At 53.9% G+C, this 22,739-nt stretch carries 16 protein-coding genes; 11 read left to right on the forward strand and 5 right to left on the reverse strand.

What is annotated here, in order from left to right; translation table 11 throughout:
• Nucleotides 1-5: 5 nt before the first annotated feature.
• The 6 genes from mrcB to fhuB all read left to right on the forward strand — a co-directional run bounded on the left by mrcB (nt 6) and on the right by fhuB (nt 9,564).
• The gene (mrcB, locus tag BL249_RS00510) at nt 6-2,510 is read left to right on the forward strand and encodes a bifunctional glycosyl transferase/transpeptidase (RefSeq protein WP_099706469.1); all 2,505 of its coding nucleotides are present in this window, start codon (nt 6-8) and stop codon (nt 2,508-2,510) included.
• A gap of 174 nt (nt 2,511-2,684) precedes the next feature.
• Entirely contained in the window at nt 2,685-3,473 is a 789-nt protein-coding gene (locus tag BL249_RS19180; RefSeq protein ID WP_099706470.1) for an acid phosphatase, read from the forward strand.
• Nucleotides 3,474-3,638: 165 nt separating this feature from the next.
• Nucleotides 3,639-5,846 (forward strand): ferrichrome porin FhuA, encoded by a 2,208-nt coding sequence (fhuA, locus tag BL249_RS00520; RefSeq protein ID WP_099706471.1) that lies wholly within the window; start codon nt 3,639-3,641, stop codon nt 5,844-5,846.
• Between the two features lie 46 nt (nt 5,847-5,892).
• Nucleotides 5,893-6,687: a Fe3+-hydroxamate ABC transporter ATP-binding protein FhuC gene (gene fhuC / locus BL249_RS00525; RefSeq protein WP_099706472.1), complete on the forward strand. Its 795-nt coding sequence runs from the start codon at nt 5,893-5,895 to the stop codon at nt 6,685-6,687.
• Nucleotides 6,688-6,703: 16 nt separating this feature from the next.
• Nucleotides 6,704-7,594 carry a Fe(3+)-hydroxamate ABC transporter substrate-binding protein FhuD gene (gene fhuD / locus BL249_RS00530; protein WP_099706473.1) on the forward strand — a complete coding sequence of 297 codons (891 nt, stop codon included), beginning with the start codon at nt 6,704-6,706 and terminating at the stop codon, nt 7,592-7,594.
• Complete coding sequence (fhuB, locus tag BL249_RS00535; protein WP_099706474.1) at nt 7,591-9,564, forward strand: Fe(3+)-hydroxamate ABC transporter permease FhuB; 1,974 nt, start codon at nt 7,591-7,593, stop codon at nt 9,562-9,564. The genes fhuD and fhuB overlap by 4 nt, the downstream gene beginning before the upstream one ends.
• A 96-nt stretch (nt 9,565-9,660) precedes the next feature.
• Here fhuB and hemL read toward each other — a convergent pair whose 3' ends face one another.
• Entirely contained in the window at nt 9,661-10,944 is a 1,284-nt protein-coding gene (gene hemL, locus BL249_RS00540) for a glutamate-1-semialdehyde 2,1-aminomutase (RefSeq protein WP_099706475.1), read from the reverse strand.
• Nucleotides 10,945-11,109: 165 nt separating this feature from the next.
• Between hemL and clcA the strand changes: the two genes are divergently transcribed.
• Both clcA and erpA read left to right on the forward strand, forming a co-directional pair.
• Nucleotides 11,110-12,549, forward strand: coding sequence for a H(+)/Cl(-) exchange transporter ClcA (gene clcA / locus BL249_RS00545; protein WP_099706539.1), 1,440 nt, complete (start codon nt 11,110-11,112; stop codon nt 12,547-12,549).
• A gap of 54 nt (nt 12,550-12,603) precedes the next feature.
• A complete protein-coding gene (erpA, locus tag BL249_RS00550) occupies nt 12,604-12,948 on the forward strand; it encodes an iron-sulfur cluster insertion protein ErpA (RefSeq protein WP_099706476.1) in 345 nt (114 codons plus the stop codon).
• Between the two features lie 155 nt (nt 12,949-13,103).
• On the opposite strand, the gene mtnN is transcribed toward erpA, so the two are convergent.
• Nucleotides 13,104-13,802, reverse strand: a complete 699-nt coding sequence (gene mtnN, locus BL249_RS00555) for a 5'-methylthioadenosine/S-adenosylhomocysteine nucleosidase (protein ID WP_099706477.1) — start codon at nt 13,800-13,802, stop codon at nt 13,104-13,106.
• A gap of 143 nt (nt 13,803-13,945) precedes the next feature.
• Between mtnN and dgt the strand changes: the two genes are divergently transcribed.
• The 3 genes from dgt to BL249_RS00570 all read left to right on the forward strand — a co-directional run bounded on the left by dgt (nt 13,946) and on the right by BL249_RS00570 (nt 18,391).
• On the forward strand, nt 13,946-15,451 hold the full coding sequence (dgt, locus tag BL249_RS00560; protein ID WP_099706478.1) for a dGTPase: 1,506 nt from the start codon (nt 13,946-13,948) through the stop codon (nt 15,449-15,451).
• Nucleotides 15,452-15,600: 149 nt separating this feature from the next.
• On the forward strand, nt 15,601-17,022 hold the full coding sequence (gene degP, locus BL249_RS00565) for a serine endoprotease DegP (protein WP_099706479.1): 1,422 nt from the start codon (nt 15,601-15,603) through the stop codon (nt 17,020-17,022).
• A 211-nt stretch (nt 17,023-17,233) separates the two neighbouring features.
• Nucleotides 17,234-18,391 (forward strand): CdaR family transcriptional regulator, encoded by a 1,158-nt coding sequence (locus BL249_RS00570; RefSeq protein ID WP_099706540.1) that lies wholly within the window; start codon nt 17,234-17,236, stop codon nt 18,389-18,391.
• A gap of 117 nt (nt 18,392-18,508) precedes the next feature.
• On the opposite strand, the gene BL249_RS00575 is transcribed toward BL249_RS00570, so the two are convergent.
• The 3 genes from BL249_RS00575 to glnD form a co-directional block, all read right to left on the reverse strand.
• Entirely contained in the window at nt 18,509-18,898 is a 390-nt protein-coding gene (locus tag BL249_RS00575; RefSeq protein ID WP_099706480.1) for a DUF3461 family protein, read from the reverse strand.
• 234 nt (nt 18,899-19,132) lie between these two features.
• Nucleotides 19,133-19,957, reverse strand: a complete 825-nt coding sequence (gene dapD / locus BL249_RS00580; protein ID WP_099706481.1) for a 2,3,4,5-tetrahydropyridine-2,6-dicarboxylate N-succinyltransferase — start codon at nt 19,955-19,957, stop codon at nt 19,133-19,135.
• Between the two features lie 81 nt (nt 19,958-20,038).
• Nucleotides 20,039-22,696 (reverse strand): bifunctional uridylyltransferase/uridylyl-removing protein GlnD, encoded by a 2,658-nt coding sequence (gene glnD, locus BL249_RS00585; RefSeq protein ID WP_099706482.1) that lies wholly within the window; start codon nt 22,694-22,696, stop codon nt 20,039-20,041.
• Between the last annotated feature and the right edge of the window lie 43 nt (nt 22,697-22,739).

Here is a 22,739-nt window from a genome sequence, read left to right on the forward strand (position 1 = left end):
AAGTTATGTCCGGGAACGATCGCCAACCCATCGGCCGCAAGGGAAAACAACCCAGACCGCCGCGTAAGCGTGCACAGCACGGGCGCCAGACGGAAGATGAATATGATGATATCGATGATGAACAGGAAGAGGAGGTAACATCCGTGCCGCGTAAAGGTAGAGGCGGACCGCCGGGGAGAAAACGTCGCTGGCTGGGGCTGTTTATCAAACTTTTTTTGATTTTCATCGTGGTGATTGTTGCCTATGGCGCATGGCTGGATTCAGAAATCCGCAGCCGTATTGATGGCAAAGTCTGGCAGCTGCCAGCCGCCGTTTATGGCCGGATGGTCAGCCTTGAGCCTGGTATGTCCTACAGCAAGAAAGAGATGGTTGCTTTGCTGGAAGGGACGCAGTATCGCGAAGTATCGCGTATTACCCGGCCCGGGGAGTTTACGGTACGCGGCAATACTATTGATATGCTGCGGCGTCCGTTTGACTTCCCTGACGGTAAAGAGGGACAGATCAATGCGCAGCTGAGTTTTAGCGGCGACACGCTGACAGAGATTAAAAATCTCGATAACGGTCGTAGCTTTGGCTATTTTCGTCTCGATCCGCGTCTGATCACCATGCTGCAGTCGCCAAATGGTGAGCAGCGCTTGTTTGTTCCGCGTGCCGGGTTTCCCGATTTGCTGGTAGATACCCTGATTGCCACTGAAGACCGCCATTTTTACCAGCATGACGGCATCAGTCTTTACTCTATTGGCCGCGCTTTTCTGGCAAATATCACCGCCGGGCGCGCGGTGCAGGGCGGCAGTACCTTGACCCAGCAGCTGGTCAAAAACCTGTTTCTGACCAACGAACGTTCATTATGGCGTAAAGCTAACGAAGCCTATATGGCACTGATCATGGATGCGCGCTACAGCAAAGACCGTATCCTGGAGCTTTATCTCAATGAGGTTTATCTCGGTCAGGCCGGTAGCGATCAAATCCGCGGTTTTCCGTTAGCCAGCCTCTATTATTTTGGTCGTCCGGTTGATGAACTGAGTCTGGATCAGCAGGCGCTGCTGGTGGGGATGGTGAAAGGCGCGTCATTATATAACCCCTGGCGTAATCCGAAGCTGGCGCTGGAGCGGCGTAACCTGGTATTACGCTTATTACAACAGCAGAATTATATCGATCAGGATCTCTACGATATGCTTTCTGCCCGCCCGCTCGGTGTGCAGCCCAAAGGCGGCATTCTGACTCCTCAGCCTGCGTTTATGCAGATGGTGCGTAATGAACTGCAGGCAAAACTGGGTGATAAGGTTCAGGATCTATCCGGCGTGAAGATTTTTACCACGCTTGACCCGGTGTCACAGGATGCGGCAGAAAAAGCGGTGGTTGATGGCATTGCCACCCTGCGTAAACAGCGGGGTCTGAATGATCTTGAAACTGCAATGGTGATTGTTGACCGCTTCACCGGTGAAGTGCGGGCAATGGTTGGCGGCGCAGACCCCCAGTTTGCCGGTTATAACCGCGCCTTGCAGGCGCGCCGTTCCATTGGCTCGCTGGCCAAACCGGCTACCTATCTTACCGCGCTCAGCCAGCCGGATAAATATCGGTTGAGTACCTGGCTGGGTGATAACCCGGTGGCCCTCAAGCTGCCAAACGGTCAGGTATGGCGACCACAAAATGACGATCGCCGTTTCAGTGGCCAGGTAATGCTGGTGGATGCCCTTACCAATTCGATGAACGTGCCGACGGTTAATCTGGGCATGACGCTGGGACTGGATTCGGTGGTGAAAACCTGGACGCAGCTGGGCGCACCGAAAGATCAGTTGCAACCGGTTCCTGCCATGCTGCTCGGTGCCCTTAATCTGACGCCGGTGGAAGTGGCGCAGGCGTTTCAGACCATTGCCAGCGGTGGAAACCGGGCAACCCTGTCGGCGTTGCGTTCGGTGATTGCTGAAGATGGTCAGGTGCTTTATCAGAGCTACCCGCAATCGGAGCGTGCAGTGCCGGCTCAGGCGGCTTATCTCACCATGTATTCGCTGCAGCAGGTTGCCCTGCGTGGTACTGCCCGGGCGCTGGGTGCGCGTTTCCCTAATGCACATCTGGCGGGCAAAACCGGTACCACGAATAATCTGGTGGATAGCTGGTTTGCCGGCATTGATGGTAAAGAAGTGGCGGTGACCTGGATTGGTCGTGACAATAATCAGCCGACAAAACTGTATGGTGCCAGTGGGGCGATGCAGCTTTACCGTCACTATCTGGATAACCAGATGCCGTTACCGTTAGTACTGACGCCCCCGGAAGATATCGCCACAATGAATGTGGATCAGAACGGTAATTTTATCTGTGATGCCAGCAGTAGCGGTGGGCGTACGTTGCCGGTATGGACCATTGATGCCAACGCGCTTTGTCAGCAACAACAGCAGCAGATTCAGCAGCAACAACAACAACAACATATGTTGCCGGATCAGCAGCAGAATGAGAAAAAAGACGGTGATGGTGTTGCCGGCTGGATTAAAGATATGTTCGGTAGCAAGTAAGCGTTTTTTTGCTTATCAGCCAGGCGTGAAAGCGCCTGGCTTTTTTTTACATAAGGTAACAAGTTGTTGAATTTTTAGGAAAATATGCAGAGAATTGTTGATCATAGATCACGAATTCGGCCTGGTGGTTTTGTTACTATGCGAACGCTTTATTATCTCAATAAGGAATTAAGGATGAAAAAATCAGCGTTAGGTGTGGCACTGATCGCCGCCTGCGGACTGTTCGCTGCTGCGTCGACCTCCGCCGCCGAATCCACCGGGACAAAAGATGAAGCTTCATGGCATAAAGTCACCGGCCCGACCTTCCACGATGCGGCACAGGCGTTCAGTAGTAAGGTTTATTTGCCGCCGCCACCGAAAAAAAACGATCCGCTATTTGCGCTGGATATTGCCGAATATAAGGCAGGCTATGCGCTGAAAGGGACACCGCGCTGGAAACAGGCCACGGTTGATGCTGATATGAGCACGCCAAATGTTGCCCGGATTTTCTCTAAACCTTTGGGTATTACCATTTCGCCAGAAACCACACCGGAACTGTATCGTATTATCGATTTCCTTAACGTTGATGGTGGCGATTACGCGCCGGAAACGGCGAAAGTGTTCTACCATCGCGAACGGCCATTCGTTTACTTCAAGCATCACAGCTGCCAGTCACCGGCTGAAGAAGAGTCTCTGCGCAGCAATGGTTCTTATCCTTCCGGCCATACTACCTACGCCACCGCCATTGCGCTGATACTTTCCCAGCTGCGGCCGGACCACGGCGATCAACTGATTAAACGGGCCTGGGAATTTGGCCAGAGTCGTGTAATTTGTGGTGCCCACTGGCAAAGCGATGTTAATGCCGGTCGTGTGGTCGGTGCCGCCGAGTATTCCCGTCTGCAAAGTCTGCCTAAGTTCCAGCAGGCGATGAAACAGGCGCAGGAAGAAGTCGACAAGCAGATCAAAGAAACCAGCAAATCATAATCCCTCCGCTGGTTCAGCATTGCTGGGCCAGCGTGCGTTTTCCTTACTTCCCCCGATCTTTGTGTATAACGCTTGCAGGAAAGATACTGTTCTCATATTATCCAACCATTCTAATAATCATTCGCGTTTACGTTTGCAATAACTTACATCAGAGAACAAAAAAAAATGGCTAAGTGGCATACACAAACTCCTTGTTTTACACCCAATACCGCTAAAAAACCGCTAACATTCCTGATTGCGCTGGCAACCGGCAGTCTGGTGCTGAGTGGCCAGACGTCGGCTGCTGAACAGACCATGACTGTACAGGCGACGGCGAACGATGCGGCGGCTGAAAACGCCTGGGGACCGGCCGCGACCATTGCTGCCAAGCGCACTGCCACCGCAACCAAAACCGATACGCCGATTGAAAAAACACCGCAGTCGGTATCTGTGGTGACCCGTCAGGAAATGGAGCTGCATAATATCAATACGGTAAAAGACGCGTTTAACTACACGCCCGGCGTGGCGAGTAATCGCGGTAGTTCCGATGTTATCGATGCCCTTTCAATACGTGGTTTTAATGATATTAATACCAATCAGTACCTTGATGGACTGAAGCTGCAGAGCGATAACTACTCTGAGTTCGCCATTGATCCTTATTTCCTTGAACGTGCTGAAGTTTTGCGCGGACCGGCCTCAGTGCTGTACGGTAAAAGTAACCCCGGTGGTGTGGTTTCGCTGGTCAGCAAGCGTCCGACGCTGGAAACGCTGCGCGAGGTGCGCTTCCAGATGGGTACCGACAACCTGTTTTCCACCGGCTTTGATTTTGGTGGTGCGCTGGATGATAACGGCGAATTCTCATATCGCCTGACCGGCCTGGCTCGCGACGCTGAGGCTCAGCAGAAAGCCAATAAAGAAAAACGCTATACCATTGCCCCTTCCTTCAGCTGGCGCCCGGATGAAAACACCACTTTCACTTTCCTCAGCTATTTCCAGAACGAACCTGAGACCGGCTATTATGGCTGGCTGCCACGTGAAGGTACCGTGGTGCCATTTGTTGATGCCAACGGTAACCAGCATAAGCTGTCAACCGACTTTGATGATGGTGACGGTAACAAAATCTCCCGTAATACCAAAATGGTGGGTTACAACTTCGAGCATAACTTTAACGATACCTGGACCGTGCGCCAGAATCTGCGTTATGCCGATCTGAAAACGGATTATTTCACTATCTATGGTAATGGCTTTAATGCGGCAACCAGTGAAATCCTGCGCGGTTATGCCAAATCACAAGAGGAACTCAACGAGTTTGCCGTTGACACCCAGGCCCAGGCCAGGTTTTCTACCGCTGCGCTTGATCATACGCTGTTGATGGGGGTCGATTATCAGCGCACCCGCAACGATATTAATGCGATTTTTGGCACCGCTACGCCGCTTAGCGCTATCGACCCGCATTATGGCAATAATCAGATGGTAGGAAGTGGCTTTCCTTATCGTTATCTGAATAAACAAGAGCAAACCGGCCTGTATACTCAGGATCAGATGGAGTGGAATCGCTGGGTGCTGACGCTGGGTGGTCGCTATGACTATGCCATGACTTCAGCGCTGAACCGTACCAGTGAAAGCGAAACGAAAAACCATGATCAGGCTTTTACCTGGCGCGGTGGTTTGAATTACGTGTTTGATAACGGTATCGCGCCTTACTTCAGCTATAGCGAGTCCTTTATTCCAACGCCGGGTACCACGGCTGCCGGTCAGCCCTTTGACCCTTCACGGGCTAAACAGTATGAAGCCGGGGTAAAATATGTGCCGAAAGATCGTCCGATTGTTATCACCGGGGCACTGTTTCAGCTGACTAAAGATAAGAACCTGACCACCGATCCGGCGAATTCCGGCTTTAACGTGCAGAGCGGTGAAATTCGCTCGCGGGGCATTGAGCTGGAAGCCAAAGCGGCATTAACCGCGAACGTTAACATGGTGGCGTCTTATACCTATACCGATGCGGTTTATACGCATGATACGAAGTATCAGGATCGCACGCCGGTGCAGGTGCCTAAACATATGGCCTCGTTGTGGACAGATTACACCTTTCATGAAACCGCGCTGTCTGGCCTGACCTTTGGGGCAGGGGTGCGCTATGTTGGTGAAAGTCAGGGGCTGTATCAGTTCCAGAGCGGCGCTGAGCAGAATCAGAACTTTGCCGTCGCCGGCTATACCACCGTCGATGCGCTGGTTAAATATGATCTCGGCCGTTTTGGTCTGCCTGGCTCGTCAATTGGTGTTAATGTCAATAACCTGCTGAACCGTGAATATGTTGCCAGCTGCTATCATGAGTATGATTGCTACTGGGGACACGATCGTCAGATTATTGGTACCGCGACTTTCCGTTTCTGATGTAAAACCGGGCGCGCAGTGGTGCGCCCGTCGACAGATGATAACCATGCCACAACAATGTGTTCAGGACACCACTTTTACCCTCGATCGGGCCGGTTTCAGTGTACCCGGTCGTATCTTGCTGCATCCGCTGTCTGTTACTTTTCTCGCCGGGCAGGTATGTGGACTGATTGGACATAACGGATCGGGCAAATCAACGCTGCTGAAAATGCTCGGTCGCCACCATGCGGCCACCTGCGGGGAAATCCGGCTAAATCAGACGCCGCTCAGTGCCTGGCGCAGTAAGGCGTTTGCCCGTGAGGTTGCTTATCTGCCGCAGCAATTGCCTGCGGCAGAAGGGATGACGGTACGTGAGCTGGTAGCTATCGGGCGCTACCCCTGGCATGGTGCGCTCGGACGCTATAGCCTGGACGATCGCCAGCACGTAGAGGAAGCAATTGCACTGGTGGGATTGCAACCGCTGGCGCAACGGCTGGTCGACAGTCTGTCCGGTGGCGAACGTCAGCGCGCCTGGCTGGCTATGCTGGTCGCGCAGAACAGCCGTTGCCTGCTGCTGGATGAACCGACCTCGGCGCTCGACATTGCCCATCAGGTGGAGGTGCTGGCGCTGATACAGCGTCTGAGTCATCAGCGCGGATTAACGGTTATTGTGGTGCTACACGATATTAATATGGCGGCCCGTTATTGTGATCAGCTGTTGGCGTTGCGCGGCGGTAACCTGATCGCCCAGGGCCCGCCGGGTGACATTATGACCACCGGGGTGCTGGGTGAAATTTACGGCATCCCTATGGGTATATTGCCGCATCCTAATCAGGGTGCCCCCGTCAGTTTTGTTTACTGAGTGACAGGATGTTGTGATGCCGGATTCATTTCGCCGCCGTTTTATCACCGCGCTGGCTTGTTCTCCTCTGTTATATCACTTGCCACTGGACGCGGCAGCCACGCCGCCGACGGTTGATATCAGCCGCATTGTGGCGCTGGAATGGCTGCCGGTGGAGCTGTTGCTGACGCTGGGTGTCACACCTTATGCCGTGGCCGAAATGGCTGGCTACCGCGCCTGGGTTGCCGACCCGGTTATCCCGCAAGGATGCATTGAGGTTGGTTTGCGTACCGAACCTAATATGGAGCTGATTACCGAACTGCAACCCTCGCTGATTTTGCATTCACAGGGGTACGGTCCGGCAAAATCGATGCTGACGCCGATTGCGCCCTCTCTGGCTTTTCCTTTTAATGATGGTCGCGGCAAGCCACTCTTAACCGCACGGACTTCATTGATGACGCTGGCCGGGTACATTGGCCGGGAATCTCAGGCACAACAGCATCTTGCGGCGCTGGATACCCTGCTCAGCCAGTTACGCCACAAGCTGGCCGGTCGGGTAACGCGACCGCTATTGTTAATGTCGTTACTTGACGATCAGCATGCACTGGTTTTCGGGCGTGGCAGCCTGTTTCTTGACGTAATGCAGGCGCTGGAACTGCCTAACGCCTGGCAGGGCGAAACCAACTTCTGGGGCAGTGCGGTGATTGGCATTGAGCGTCTGGCTGACCTGCCGGAGGTTGACGCACTGTGCTTTGCCCATGCCGACGACGCGACAATGCAACGCCTCAGCCAGACGCCGTTATGGCAGGCGATGCCTTTTGTACGGGCCGGGCGCTTTAAGCGCATTCCTGCCGTGTGGTTTTATGGCGCAACCTGGTCTGCGATGCGTTTTTGTCACTTGCTGAATCAGGCGCTGGAGGCGGCATGAAAGGTGATTACCGCACCGGCTTACTGACACTGCTGCTGTTGCTGATGCTGGCGCTGTGGTTAACAATATATAACTTTCACGTCCATTTACCCTTTAGTCAGTGGCGCCAGGCAGTTAGCCAGCCCGATAACCAGCAGATTAGCCAGATGGTATTTCATTTTAGTTTGTTACCACGGCTGGCCATGTCGCTACTGGTGGGGGCGGGACTGGGTCTGGCTGGGTTGCTGTTTCAGCAGGTGTTACGTAATCCGCTGGCGGAGCCGACTACCCTCGGGGTCTCTGCCGGCGCTCAGCTGGGTCTGACGGTGGCGACATTGTGGGGCGGTGGGCTGATTGCGCCCTCAATCGCAGCGTTACTGGGGGCACTGTTACTCGGCGCGCTGGTATTTGGCGTCGCCTGGGGAAAACGCCTGTCGCCGGTGACATTAATTCTTGCCGGGCTGGTGCTTTCTCTATATTGCGGGGCGGTTAACCAGCTGATTGGTCTGTTTTATCATGAACGTTTGCAAAGCGTGCTGTTGTGGGGAACCGGTACCCTGAACCAGATGGACTGGCAGGGGGTGAACTCGCTGTGGCCCCGGGTAGTTATTTGCTTTGTGCTGGCATTGTTACTGCGACGGCCGCTGATGTTGATGAGTCTGGATGACGGCGTGGCAAAAAATCTCGGCCTGGCTTTGTCGCTGGTGCGCATCATGACGCTGACGCTGGCGATTGTACTGAGTGCCCAACTGGTTAATGCCGTCGGTATTATCGGATTTATTGCTCTGTTTGCCCCGTTACTGGCAAAATTGCTCGGTGGCCGGCGCCTGCTGAGCCGTATGTTACTGACGCCGCTGATTGGTGCGATTATCTTATGGCTGGCCGACCAGTGTGTCATCTGGCTGACAGATAACTGGCGGGAACTGTCCACCGGTACGTTGACAGCGATTATTGGCGCGCCGCTATTGCTGTGGCTGTTACCCCGTTTGCACAGCGGTATGGCTCCGCCCCCGCTGGATCAGCACAATAGCATGATGCCTGAGCGTCACGCGCTAGTGCGCTGGGCAGGGGTGATGCTGATACTACTGATTATCATGCTGGTGGTCGCCCTCAGTGTTGGTCGTGGTGCACAGGGCTGGCTGTGGGCCAGCGGTGAACTCTGGCAGCAGCTGCTGCCCTGGCGGTTTCCACGTACCCTGGCGGCGCTTTCTGCCGGTGCCATGCTGGCGGTAGCCAGTTGCATGGTTCAGCGTCTGACCGCGAATCCGATGGCCAGCCCGGAAGTGCTGGGGATCAGTTCTGGGGCGACCTTTGGCGTGGTTGTTATGCTGTTTCTGGTGCCTGGCGATGCTTTTGTCTGGTTGTTCAGCGCGGGCAGTCTGGGGGCGGCTGTTACGCTGTTTATTATCCTGCTGGTGGCGGCGCGGGGTGAATTTTCGCCAACCCGGATGCTGCTAGCCGGCATGGGCCTGAGTACCGCATTCAGCACCCTGCTGGTGTTATTTCTGGCAAGCGGCGATCCGCGGATGGCGGTGCTGATGACCTGGATTGCTGGTTCCACTTATAGCGTCACGCTGTCGCAGGCGCTGCATACCGCCGCGGTTGCCCTGATCCTGATCGCCCTGGCGCCGTTATGTCGCCGCTGGTTAATGATACTGCCACTTGGCAGCGTCACGGCCCGGGCGCTTGGTATTGCGCTGACACCAAGCCGGATAACAATTTTATTGCTGGTGGCGATGCTCACCGCCGCGGCAACCCTGACGGTCGGTCCCTTAAGCTTTATTGGTCTGATGGCTCCACATATGGCGCGGATGATGGGATTCCGCCGCACTCTGCCGCAGCTGGTGATCGCAACCTTACTGGGTTGCGGGCTGATGATTCTGGCTGACTGGTGTGGACGTATGGTGATTTTTCCGGCGCAGGTCCCGGCCGGTCTGCTGGCAACCTTTATCGGCGCGCCTTATTTTGTCTGGTTATTGCGCCGATCCTGAATCTGCTGGCCGATGGATGCGGATTTAGCGGCGGGCATAAGCAAGACTCCGGGAGAGCAGCGCATAACCGACGGCTTCCCCGGTGCCGTCAGGCCGCTATTTTAGACGGGAAAATACCCGGCGGGCGGCATCAATGGTGTGATTAATGTCCTGCGCGCTGTGCGCCACCGACATGAAACCGGCTTCATAGGCTGATGGCGCAAAATACACCCCTTCTTCCAGCATCAGATGGAAGAAACGTTTAAAGCGCTCCTGGTCACAGCGGGTGACGTCTGCATAGCAGGTGACGCGTGGCGCATCGGTGAAAAACAGACCGAACATGCCGCCCACATTGTTCACCACTAACGGAATAGCCTGCTCTTTTGCCGCATCCAGCAGGCCTTGTGCCAGCTGATTAGTCAGTGCTGTCAGGGTTTCATGCACGCCGGTGCGGGCAATTTCGCTCAGGCAGGCGTGGCCGGCCGCCATGGCGATCGGATTACCGGAAAGGGTTCCCGCCTGATAGACCGGACCGGTGGGCGCCAGCGCCATCATGACATCACGCCGGCCGCCAAAGGCTCCGACCGGCATGCCGCCGCCAATGATTTTGCCAAGGCAGGTCAGGTCGGGAATGACATCATAGTAAGCCTGAGCCCCGCCAAGGGCGACGCGAAAACCGGTCATGACTTCATCAATAATCAGCAGTGCACCGAATTCGTCACACAGGCTGCGCAGGCCGGGTAAAAAAGTCGGTTCGGGCAGGATACAATTCATGTTGCCGGCAACCGGTTCGACGATAATACAGGCAATGTCCTGCGGATAGCGCGCAAAGGCGGCCCGAACCGAATCCAGATCGTTATAGGTACAGGTCAGCGTATGTTTGGCGAAATCTGCTGGCACGCCGGGCGAGTCAGGCTGGCCAAGTGTCAGGGCGCCGGAGCCAGCCTTCACCAGCAGATGATCGGCATGGCCGTGGTAGCAGCCTTCAAATTTAATCAGCTTATCCCGTCCGGTAAAGCCGCGCGCCAGACGGATAGCGCTCATGGTGGCCTCGGTCCCTGAGTTAACCATACGCACCATATCCATGCTGGTTATCAGTCCGGTCACCAGATCGGCCATGGCAACTTCAATGGCCGTCGGGGCACCAAAACTCAGGCCGTTTTCGGCGGCTTTAATGACCGCATTGCGGATGGCAGGGTGATTATGGCCCAGCACCATCGGACCCCAGGAGCCAACATAGTCGATGTAAGCTTTGCCGTCGACATCATACAGATAAGCGCCGTCCGCCCGTTCAATAAACAGCGGCGTGCCGCCAACGCCGGTGAAAGCACGCACCGGTGAGTTGACGCCGCCGGGAATGAGTTGTTGCGCCTGGGCGAACAGGTTTTCTGACTTACTCATGGAATCACTCCTGAATCCGAAAAGGAATATGTGGTTTATTCTAAGAAAAGTCGCGGGGTGGGGGAAGGTTTGCCGCAATAACGGCACGTTTTAATAAAGATTGTGCTGAACTTTTGCCCTTTTCATCGTTATGATGCCGGGAGTAAAGTCATTAGCCGCTTAATTATGAATCCTGAAAAACAAGCAGAAGAGAGCCAGCAGGCAGCGCTACGGGGTCGCAGCGACTTTCTTCGTAAGGTGTTGCGCCGCGATCGCACGCCGGTAAACGTATTGCTGCTGGCCGCGCTGGTTGGGGTGCTCGCCGGGTTGCTCGGGGTCGCTTTTGAGAAAGCCGTCAGCATGATTATCGCCTGGCGTCTGGGCATATTGTCACCCGGGGCATCGTGGCTGGCACTGCGTTATCCGCTGGCGGTGATGTTGTCAGCTCTGCTGGCACTTATTGGTTACTGGCTGGTACGACGCTTTGCGCCGGAAGCCAGCGGGTCGGGTATTCCTGAAATTGAAGGCGCGCTGGAAGAGCTGCGGCCGGTGCGCTGGTGGCGGGTCATTCCGGTGAAATTTATCGGCGGTCTGGGGACGCTTGGCGCCGGTATGGTGCTTGGCCGCGAAGGTCCCACCGTCCAGATGGGGGGGAACCTCGGTCGCATGGTGGTGGATATCTTTCGTATCCAGCATGCGGAAACCCGCCATACGCTGCTGGCAACCGGTGCTGCTGCTGGCCTTTCAGCCGCCTTTAACGCGCCGCTGGCCGGTATTCTGTTTATCATCGAAGAGATGCGTTTGCAGTTTCGTTACAGCCTGATTTCTATTAAGGCTGTTTTTCTTGGCGTGGTGATGTCCTGCATCGTTTATCGCTTGTTCAACGGTGCTGGTGCGGTGATTGCCGTCGGGCGACTGGGGGATGTGTCGATAAAATCCCTCTGGCTTTATCTGCTGCTGGGTTTATTGTTTGGCGCGCTTGGCGTTGGTTTCAACGCGCTGGTGTGCCGGATTCAGGATCGTTTTTTGTCGTTTCACAGTCGCGGAATGCGCTATACCTTACTCAGCGGGGCGCTGCTGGGCGGGTTGTGTGGTCTGCTTGGCATGATTGAACCGGAAGCGGCCGGTGGCGGTTTTAATCTGATCCCGCTGGCGGTTGCCGGTCATTACACCCTTGGCACACTGTTGTTTATTTTTATCTCGCGTGTCGTAACCACGCTGCTGTGTTTTTGTTCCGGTGCGCCGGGCGGTATTTTTGCGCCGATGCTGGCACTGGGTACCCTGGCAGGCACCGCTTTTGGCATGGCCTGTAGCGCGTTGTTACCCAGCTGGTCGCTGGATGCGGGTACTTTTGCCATCGCCGGAATGGGTGCGTTGTTTGCGGCATCGGTACGCGCGCCGTTAACCGGTATCCTGCTGGTACTGGAAATGAGTGATAACTATCAGCTGATTTTGCCGATGATCATTACCTGCTTTGGTGCCACGCTGGTTGCACAGTTTTGCGGTGGACAGCCACTGTATTCGACGCTGCTGGCACGTACGCTTGCCAGACAGCAACCGCAGACGACCACCGCACAGGCTGCTTATTCTGCTCCACGATCAAACTTGCCAGCACAGGATGGGTAGCAGATAATAAACCTATGATGGTGGCACTGCGACCTGAGTAGACTGGAGTAAGATATGAGTGACGATGTAGCGCTGCCGCTGGAATTTACCGAAGCAGCGGCAAAAAAAGTCAAAAATCTGATTGCTGATGAAGACAATCCTGCACTGAAATTACGGGTTTATATTACCGGTGGTGGTTGCAGCGGCTTTCAGTACGGTTTTACTTTTGACGACCAGATTAACGACGGCGATATGACCATTGAAAAAGCCGGCGTGGCGCTGGTTGTTGATCCGATGAGTCTGCAGTACCTGGTCGGTGGGGCGGTAGATTATACCGAGGGTCTGGAAGGCTCGCGTTTTATCGTAACCAATCCGAACGCCAAGAGTACCTGCGGCTGCGGTTCTTCTTTCAGCATCTGAACACTCTGCCCTGGCACGGATGTGCCGGGGCGTCAGTTTGGGTCACGTTTTCCTTAGCGCACAATGCGTCCAGTCACGGTCTTTCCTTTGATAGCTCTGCCGTCACCTGCTGATTGCGAGTGACAGCAACAGAACCGATAACGCTGGCTGCCCTGCTAACCTCGTTTCAGGTGGTTTAGCAGTGTTTCCACCATCAGAGATGACTGGCTGGCGGCGGTAACCAGAAATTCGTCAAAGCTAAGGTGGGATTCCTTATCGGCAACGTCCGAGATGGCGCGGATAATCACGAAAGGCACGGCAAACTGGTGGCAGACGTGGGCAATCGCGGTGGATTCCATCTCCACGGCAATCGCCTGCGGGAAGGTTGTACGGATGCGTGCCAGCGGTCCGGCGCCATTAATAAAAGCATCTCCGCTGACAATCAGGCCGCGAACGGCATGCAGGGAAAGCTGGGTAATGCATTGCTCTGCGGCGGCAATCAGTTTCTCATCGGCTGTAAACGCCGGTGGACAGCCGGCCATCTGCCCGGGCTGATAACCAAACGCGGTGACATCAGCATCGTGATAGCGTACTTCCTCTGAAACCACGATATCGCCAACGTTCAGGCTGGCAGCCAGCCCGCCGGCTGAACCGGTATTGATAATGAAATCGGGTTGGCACAGTTGCAGTAGCAGCGTGGTGCCGAGTGCGGCGGAAACTTTACCGATGCCGGACTTCAGCAGCGCAACGTCGATCCCGTTCAGGGTCCCGGTATAAATTTCGCAGCCGGCCAGGCGGATAGTCTGACGGTTTTCGATTTTTTCGCGCAGCAAAGTGACTTCCTGCTCCATTGCGCCAATAATGCCTGCTTTCATAGCGTTACTCACTAATGTTATAAAGTTGCCTGGGATTGCCACACAGTTTACCAGTAGCGGCTGGCAGGACACAGTCTGAAATGGCGGTGGATGATGCCGGTCGCGGGTTGAACTGATTATGCGCAGAATGAAAGGAGCCAGAAATGAGCGTAATCGATTTCAGGAAAAAAATCAGTTACCAGCGTCGCTATCGTGCGGCACAGGGTAATAAAGATGAGCATGAAATTCTGCGCATTTTTGAAAGCGATCGGGGTCGGATAATTAACTCTGCGGCAATACGCCGTTTACAGCAGAAAACCCAGGTTTTCCCGCTGGAGCGTAATGCCGCGGTTCGCTCACGGCTGACCCATTCGCTGGAGGTGCAGCAGGTTGGGCGCTATATCGCCAAAGAGATTCTCACCCGGCTGAAAGAGCAGCACGGTCTGGCGAAGTACGGTCTGGAGACCCTGACCGGGCCTTTCGAAAGCGTGGTAGAGATGGCCTGCCTGATGCATGATATTGGCAATCCGCCCTTTGGCCATTTTGGCGAGTCCGCCATTAACGACTGGTTTCGTCAGCATCTGGCTCCTGACTGGTCGGTCGGTGTGGCGGCCGGCGATCCCTGTTTAGTTGGCATTTTGCGCTATTGTGATGATGGTCTTAATGATTTGCGTGCAAAGATTCGTCAGGATTTAAGTTTTTTTGAAGGGAATGCTCAAGCTATTCGTCTGGTTCATACGCTGATGAAAATGAATCTCACCTGGGCGCAGGTCGGCTGTATTTTAAAATACACCCGACCGGCCTGGCATCGTGGTGAACTGCCCGCCGGCTATAACTATCTGATGAAAAAACCAGGCTATTATCTGGCGGAAGAAGCTTATGTATCTAATTTACGTAAGGCGCTGAATCTGCAGGATTATAATCGTTTTCCGCTAACCTATATTATGGAAGCTGCTGACGATATTTCATATTGCGTTGCTGACCTGGAAGATGCGGTTGAGAAAAATATTTTTACCGTCGAAAAACTTCATCAGTATCTTTACCAGCTCTGGCCTCAGCATAAGAAAGGGGATTTATTTGATCTGGTGGTGAATAATGCGCTGGATAAATCCAAAGCAAACCGTCTCAGCCGCAGTAGTGAAGATCAGTTCTTTATGTATTTACGGGTTAATACCGTTGCCTGTCTGGTACCCCAGGCGGCAGGCTGCTTTATTACGCATCTTGAGGCAATCTACCAGGGGAATTTTAATCAGGCGTTGCTGGAAGATGAGAGTCCGCATAGCCAGCTACTGGAGATTTTTAAAAAAGTGGCAATTCGCCACGTATTTAATCATCCGGATGTGGAGCAGCTGGAGTTACAGGGCTACCGGGTTATTAAAGGGCTGCTCGATATTTACAGTCCGTTGCTGGCGTTAAGTCACGAGGAATTTAGCGAACTGGTTGAAAAGGACACACTCAAACACTATCCAATTGAAACCCGACTCTTCCATAAGCTGTCAACGCGTTTTCGTCTTGCTTACAGCGAAGCGGTGGCAAATATTAGCCCGTTGGCCGACGATTTCCCCCTCTGGGAATATTATTATCGTGCGCGCCTTATTCAGGATTATATCAGTGGTATGACCGACCTTTACGCCTGGGATGAATACCGCCGCATGATGGCGGTGGAATAGCGCCGTGGCATGAAGAGTTTTGTAAAGTTAAAATATAATTTTTTACTTTTACCAAACACTTAAACATACACTACAGGATAAAAATCAATCCTTGACTTTGAGGGCCAGCAATATGGCCTGGCGATTAGACACAGTAAGAGAAAAGAGAAATGAAAAAAACAGCACTAGTATGTAGCGCTCTGGCTTTGAGTCTGTCTTTGGCGATTAGTCCGCTGAACGCAATGGCCGCAGAAACGGCTTCCTCTTCCGGCCAGCAGCTGCCAAGTCTCGCTCCGATGCTGGAAAAAGTGATGCCATCGGTGGTGAGTATCAGCGTTGAGGGAAGCGCCCCGGTAAAAACCGCGCGCATGCCGCAACAGTTCCAGCAGTTTTTTGGTGATAACTCGCCATTCTGTCAGGACGGCTCGCCTTTCCAGAATTCTCCAATGTGTCAGGGTGATAACGGTACGGATACTCAACAGCAAAAATTTCGCGCCCTCGGCTCCGGCGTCATTATCAATGCTGATAAAGGCTATGTGGTGACCAATAATCACGTGGTGGCTAACGCCAGCAAAATCCAGGTGCAAACCAGTGATGGCCACCGCTATGATGCCAAAGTTATTGGTAAAGACCTGCAAACCGATATTGCCCTTCTTCAGCTAAAAGATTTTAAAAACCTGACAGCGATTAAAATCGCCGATTCAGATAATCTGCGGGTCGGTGATTATGCCGTGGCGATCGGTAACCCCTATGGCCTGGGCGAAACGGTTACCTCCGGTATCGTATCTGCCCTTGGCCGTAGCGGCCTGAACGTTGAAAACTACGAAAACTTCATTCAGACCGATGCGGCGATTAACCGCGGTAATTCCGGCGGTGCGCTGGTTAATCTGAATGGCGAGCTTATCGGCATTAACACGGCGATTCTGGCACCGGATGGCGGTAACATCGGTATCGGTTTTGCTATTCCCGGCAATATGGTGAAAAACCTGACGGCGCAAATGGTTGAATATGGCCAGGTTAAGCGCGGTGAACTGGGAATTATGGGTACGGAGCTGACGTCCGATCTGGCTAAGGCTATGAAAGTGGACGCCCAGCGTGGTGCGTTTGTCAGCCAGGTGCAGCCCGATTCGTCAGCGGCGAAAGCCGGTATTAAAGCCGGTGATGTGGTGGTGTCAATTAACGGTAAGAAAATTACCAGCTTCGCCTCACTGCGCGCTGAAATCGGCACTTTGCCGGTGGGCACTAAGCTGACGCTGGGCCTGTTGCGTAACGGGAAACCAATGACGGTTAACGTGACGCTTCAGCAAAGCACCCAGGCCAAAGTGGCCTCAGCCAATATCTTTAAAGGGATTGAAGGTGCTGAATTTGGTAACTACGAGGAAAAAGGCGTGCAGGGCGTTCGGGTGGATAGCGTAAAACCGAATTCTGCTGCCGCCAGTATTGGTCTGCATAAGGGCGATATTATCCTGGGCGTCAATCAGCATCCGGTGCATAACCTGGGTGAACTGCGTAAAATTTTTGACAGCAAGCCGTCGGTGCTGGCGCTCAATATTAAGCGTGGTGACAGCTCGATTTATCTGCTGATGCAGTAATCTGATGGCGGCCGGGAAAGCCCGGTCGCCACACGCTTTGCCCTTCCTGTATTTATCCCGCGTTTCCCTCTTTGGTCTTATTGCCTGCAGCCTGCGGCAATTGCACAATGTCAGTCTGAGTCTCCGGCCAGGCCACGAGCTTATGGCTGGTGCATCACAACAGGCATGCCGGCAGGCTATGCGCCAATTTTTTTACAGGCAGGAACGCATTATGGCTAGCGACCACCTGGACGCCCGACTGGCACAGGATATTGTTGCCCGTACCATGCAGATTATTGACAGCAACGTCAACGTGATGGATGCGCGCGGACGTATTATCTGTAGTGGTGACAGCGAACGTATTGGCGAACTGCATGAGGGGGCGTTACTGGCCCTCTCGCAGGGCAGGGTTGTTGATATTGATGAAGCCGTTGTGCGTCATCTGCACGGCGTGCGCCCAGGTATTAATCTGCCGATGCGTCTCGATGGTGACATTGTCGGCGTCATCGGCCTGACCGGTGACCCGGCACGGTTACGTCATTATGGTGAACTGGTGTGCATGACGGCGGAGATGATGCTGGAACAGGCACGCCTGCTGCATATGCTGGCACAGGATAGCCGTTTACGGGAAGAACTGGTGCTGAATCTTATCCGCAGTGAGATACTCTCACCGACCCTGACTGAGTGGGCACAGCGGCTGGGGATTGATTTACAGCAGCCGCGTGTTGCTGCCGTGGTGGAAGTTGACAGCGGACAACTGGGCGTTGACAGTGCAATGGCAGAGCTGCAACAGCTCCAGACGCTGCTGACGACACCCGACCGCGATAACCTGATTGCCATTGTGTCGCTGACCGAAGTGGTGGTACTCAAACCGGCGTTAAACGCGCATGGCCGCTATGATATTGACGATCATCGCCGTCGGGTCGATGCACTGATGACACGGATGAAAGCGCGCGGTAATTTACGCATACGTATTGCACTGGGTAATTTTTTTACCGGGCCTGGCAGTATTGCCCGTTCTTATCGTACCGCACATACCACGATGCTGGTGGGTAAGCAGCGTATGCCCGAACAGCGCAGTTATTTCTATCAGGATCTGATGCTGCCGGTGCTGCTGGACAGTCTGCGTGGCGGTTGGCAGGCAAATGAGCTGGCTCGTCCGCTGGCCAGGCTGCGGGCGATGGATAATAACGGGTTGTTGCGGCGTACCCTGCTGGCATGGTTCCAGCATAATGTGCAACCTTCAGCGACGGCAAAAGCGCTTTATATCCACCGCAATACTCTTGAATACCGTCTTAACCGGGTGTCGGAACTGACCGGCTTAAACCTCAGTCATTTTGATGACAGGCTACTGCTCTATATTGCCCTTCAGCTGGATGAACAGCCCTGACCGCGGGTTGCCACGGCTCAGTACGCTTTTTTGCAGCAGCTTTGCTGGCGGAGATACCCAGTCGCGAACCGGTGCGGGAAAGGAAAAGGCCAGTCAATCTGGCCTTCAGGCAAGCGATTAACGTCCGCTGGTCAGCTTTTCCAGATCGCTTTCAATCTCTTTAATCTTATTGGCCACCACGCTTTCCAGGTGGTGCAGATCGCTGAGAATTTTGCGTTTCAGATCCACTTCAACCTGATCACGCTGGCAGAGCTGATCCAGCTCATCAATGACATAGCGCAGGTTCGGGCTGATTTCCTGAATTTCTTTGTAGCCATGACCAATACCCTCAGCCACCACGGTTTTACGCTGGCGCGGATATTTAAACTTCACGCTTTTAGCAAAAAACTCGCCTTTGTCTTTGCGGAAGTAAATTTTCAGAATATCGTTGTTCGCTTCCTGGCGCAGGCTGTAACGGTCAATGTCATCGGGGTTTGAAATACCTAAGCTTTTCAGATTGTCGTACATAGTTATTATCCTGATGAGATAAAAGGGTGCCGCGCCCGCTTTCCTGATAATGGTTTACGCTGGATGGAGCCAGTGAACAGGGAAATTGCGCCGCTGATTTAATGGCGCGCATTATGGCCTGGGCAAAAAATAAACGCCAGATGTTAATTTTCGACGCAAATAAGCTGGGTGTGTAACGAAAAGTTTACGATTGATTTGCCTCTGCCAGCCGCAGACCGGCAGAGGCGCAGAAAATTAATCAATACTGCGCAGCAGTTCGTTAATGCCAACTTTACCGCGGGTTTTCTCGTCAACTTTCTTGACGATAACCGCACAGTAAAGGCTGTAACGGCCATCTTTGGCTGGCAGATTGCCGGAAACCACCACCGAACCGGCGGGTACGCGTCCGTAGTGGATTTCACCGGTTTCACGGTCGTAGATTTTGGTGCTCTGGCCAATGTAAACGCCCATTGAGATGACTGCACCTTCTTCCACAATGACGCCTTCAACAATTTCTGAACGTGCGCCGATAAAACAGTTGTCTTCAATGATAGTAGGATTGGCCTGCAAGGGTTCCAGTACGCCGCCGATGCCGACGCCACCGGACAGGTGCACATTCTTACCGATTTGCGCACATGAACCGACGGTAGCCCAGGTGTCAACCATAGTGCCTTCATCTACCCAGGCGCCGATATTGACGTAAGAAGGCATCAGCACCGTGTTTTTAGCAATAAAGGCACCCTGACGTACCGCCGCTGGCGGCACTACGCGAAAACCCTCTTTTTTGAAACGGGCTTCATCATAGTTACTGAACTTCATTGGTACTTTGTCGTAGAAGCGGCTTTCGGCCCCGTCAATCACCTGATTGTCCTGAATGCGGAAAGAGAGCAGCACTGCTTTTTTCAGCCACTGATGAGTCAGCCACTGCCCCTCGATTTTTTCACACACCCGCAGTTCGCCGCTATCTAACAGCGCCAGGGTCTGGTTAACGGCGTCACGGGTGGCGGCGTCAACGCTGGCGGGGGTGATGTCAGCACGACGCTCGAAGGCGTTCTCAATGATGTTTTGTAACTGTTGCATGGTTCTCTTCCTGAAATGTCATCGCCATGGCACGAGCCGGCTACACGGGTTAGCGATGACCGGTTAAAAAACAAAGGGTGGTCACACTTTATCGTTGGGATTAAGGGCTGTTGTCAATCGTTGCCGTAAGGCCTGACATAATTCGGCATCCAGCCCGCGCCGGTCGGCGTTGGCCAGAATGAATAAATCTTCTACCCGCTCACCAATGGTACTGATGCGCGCACCGTGTAAAGAAATCCCTAAATCTGCAAACACTTCGCCAACCCGCGCCAGCAGCCCCGGCTGATCGAGTGCCACCAGCTCCAGATAGGTCCGGCGTTCGGTATGGGCAGGTAAAAAATTCACTTCAGTGTCCACGTTGAAATGGCGTAAACGCGAATAGGGCCGGCGTGGACGCGGGGCCTGCCAGTTGGTTTGGGTAATGGCTTGCTCTAAATCGTGGGCAATTTGCCGGTGTCGGTCAGGCGCCAGCGGATTACCATCGGGTTCAAGGACGATAAAAGTATCCATCGCCATGCCATCGCGACTGGTGAAGATCTGTGCGTCATGTACGCTGAGATTGCGTCTGTCCAGTTCTCCCGCGACGGTTGCAAACAGATAGGGCCGATCCGGACTCCAGATAAAAATTTCGGTGCCGCCACGGGTAACCTGCGGGCTGACCAGCACCAGCGGCTGGCGGAGATCGTGCTGCAATAAATGACGGGCGTGCCAGGCGAGCTGATTGGGGCTGTGGCGCAGAAAATAGTCGGCGCGGCAGCGGCTCCAGATATGATTTAACGCCTGTTCATCAATGTTATCCATACGCAACAAGGCCAGCGCCTGCAAACGATGATGACGCACCCGTTCGCGCAGATCCGGGCTGTTTTCCATGCCGCGTCGTAGCTGTTTTTCCGTGGCGAAAAACAGTTCGCGCAACAGGCTTTGCTTCCAGCTGTTCCACAATGTTTCATTGGTGGCACAAATATCGGCAACCGTCAGACAGAGGAGATAGCGCAGGCGATTTTCATTGCCAATAATTTCGGCAAACTGCTGGATCACCGTCGGATCCTGAATATCACGTCGCTGAGCGGTCACCGACATTAACAGGTGATGGCGCACCAGCCAGGCTACCAGCTGGGTTTCGCGGGCGCTGAGACCATGCAGTTCGGCAAAAACCTCGGCATCCTGTGCGCCGAGAATAGAGTGATCGCCGCCGCGGCCTTTGGCTATATCATGGAATAAGGCAGCCATTAGCAGCAATTCCGGCTGCGGCAATCGTAGCCAGATTTCAACACACAGAGGATGGGCCGGGCGCGTTTCTTCGCGGGCAAAACTTTCCAGCTTTTGCAGAACGCGAACGGTATGCTCGTCGACGGTATAGGCATGAAACAGATCGAATTGCATCTGGCCGACAATGTTGCCCCATTGCGGCATATAGGCCCAGAGCACGCTGTGACGATGCATGGGCACCAGCGCCCGACTGACCGCACCGGGGTGGCGCAGGATGGCAATAAATAACCGGCGGGCTTCGGGGTAGGTACAAAGCGGTTGCGTCAGGCGGCGGCGAGCATAACGCAGCTGGCGCAGCGTGGCGGAATAAATGCCGCTGATGGCTGGCGTACGCACCATGATGTGAAACATGCGCATAATGGCCACCGGATCGCGTTCAAACAACGTCTCATCTGACAGATCGATCAGATTGCCGCGCAGCTGAAACTCTTCATCCAGCGCGCGCGGTTTTTCGGTGGTTTTCAGCGCCAGTATCGCTTCTTCAAACAGCTGCAATAGCATCTGGTTAAGCTCACCTACGCGATGCATTACGCGGTAAAAGTCTTTCATCATACGTTCAACCGGCTGATTGCCTTCGCCTTCATAACGCAGCCTTTGCGCGACGCTGAGCTGGCGATCAAACAACAGACGGTTATCGTATCGTGACAATGACAAATGCAGGGCAAAGCGTACGCGCCACAGGAAATCCTGGCACTCGTTGAGTTCATTGCGTTCAGCTTGTGTCAGGAAGCCAAAGCCGACCATTTCATCGAGCGATGTGGCGCCAAAATGACGGCGTGCGACCCACAGCAGTGTGTGAATGTCGCGCAGTCCGCCAGGGCTACTTTTGATATCTGGCTCCAGGTTGTAGCTGGTACCGTGATAGCGTTGATGGCGCTCCTGCTGTTCCGCAACTTTGGCCGCAAAAAAACGCGGCGACGGCCAGAAACCGTCGCTGAATATGTGTTTTTGCAGTTCAAGATAGAGCGCCACGTCGCCGGTGAGCATACGTGATTCAATCAGGTTGGTGGCAACTGTTAAGTCGGATAAGCCTTCCAGCAGACACTCTTCGAGGGTGCGCACGCTATGACCGACTTCCAGCTTAAGGTCCCAGAGCAGGGTAAGTAACGCGCAGCTGCGTTGCGCTGCGCGCTCCTCTAATGGCGTGCGGCTAAGGATCAGCAGATCGATATCTGACAAGGGATGCAGTTCGCCGCGTCCGTAACCGCCGACGGCGACCAGCGCAACATTCTGATAGTTTTCAAAACCAAAAAAACGCCACAGGCGGCGCAGCAGGCGATCAATAAATAACGTGCGGGCATTAATCAGTATCTCAGTATCGACACTGGCATCAAAGGCCGCCGCCAGACACTGATGGAAAAGCTCCAGCTGTTGCTTCAACGCATCACGCGTGAGCTGTGCGTCGTCCCAGTCGAGTGGCGCGTGGGTAAAGGCGTTGATACGACTAAGTTCAGTTTGCTCAATACACATAACGGCGCAGCTCCGTCAGGATTGCCGGTCAGCCCGGATAATA

Source organism: Erwinia sp. OLFS4 (genome assembly GCF_002752165.1).
Classification (GTDB): domain Bacteria; phylum Pseudomonadota; class Gammaproteobacteria; order Enterobacterales; family Enterobacteriaceae; genus Izhakiella.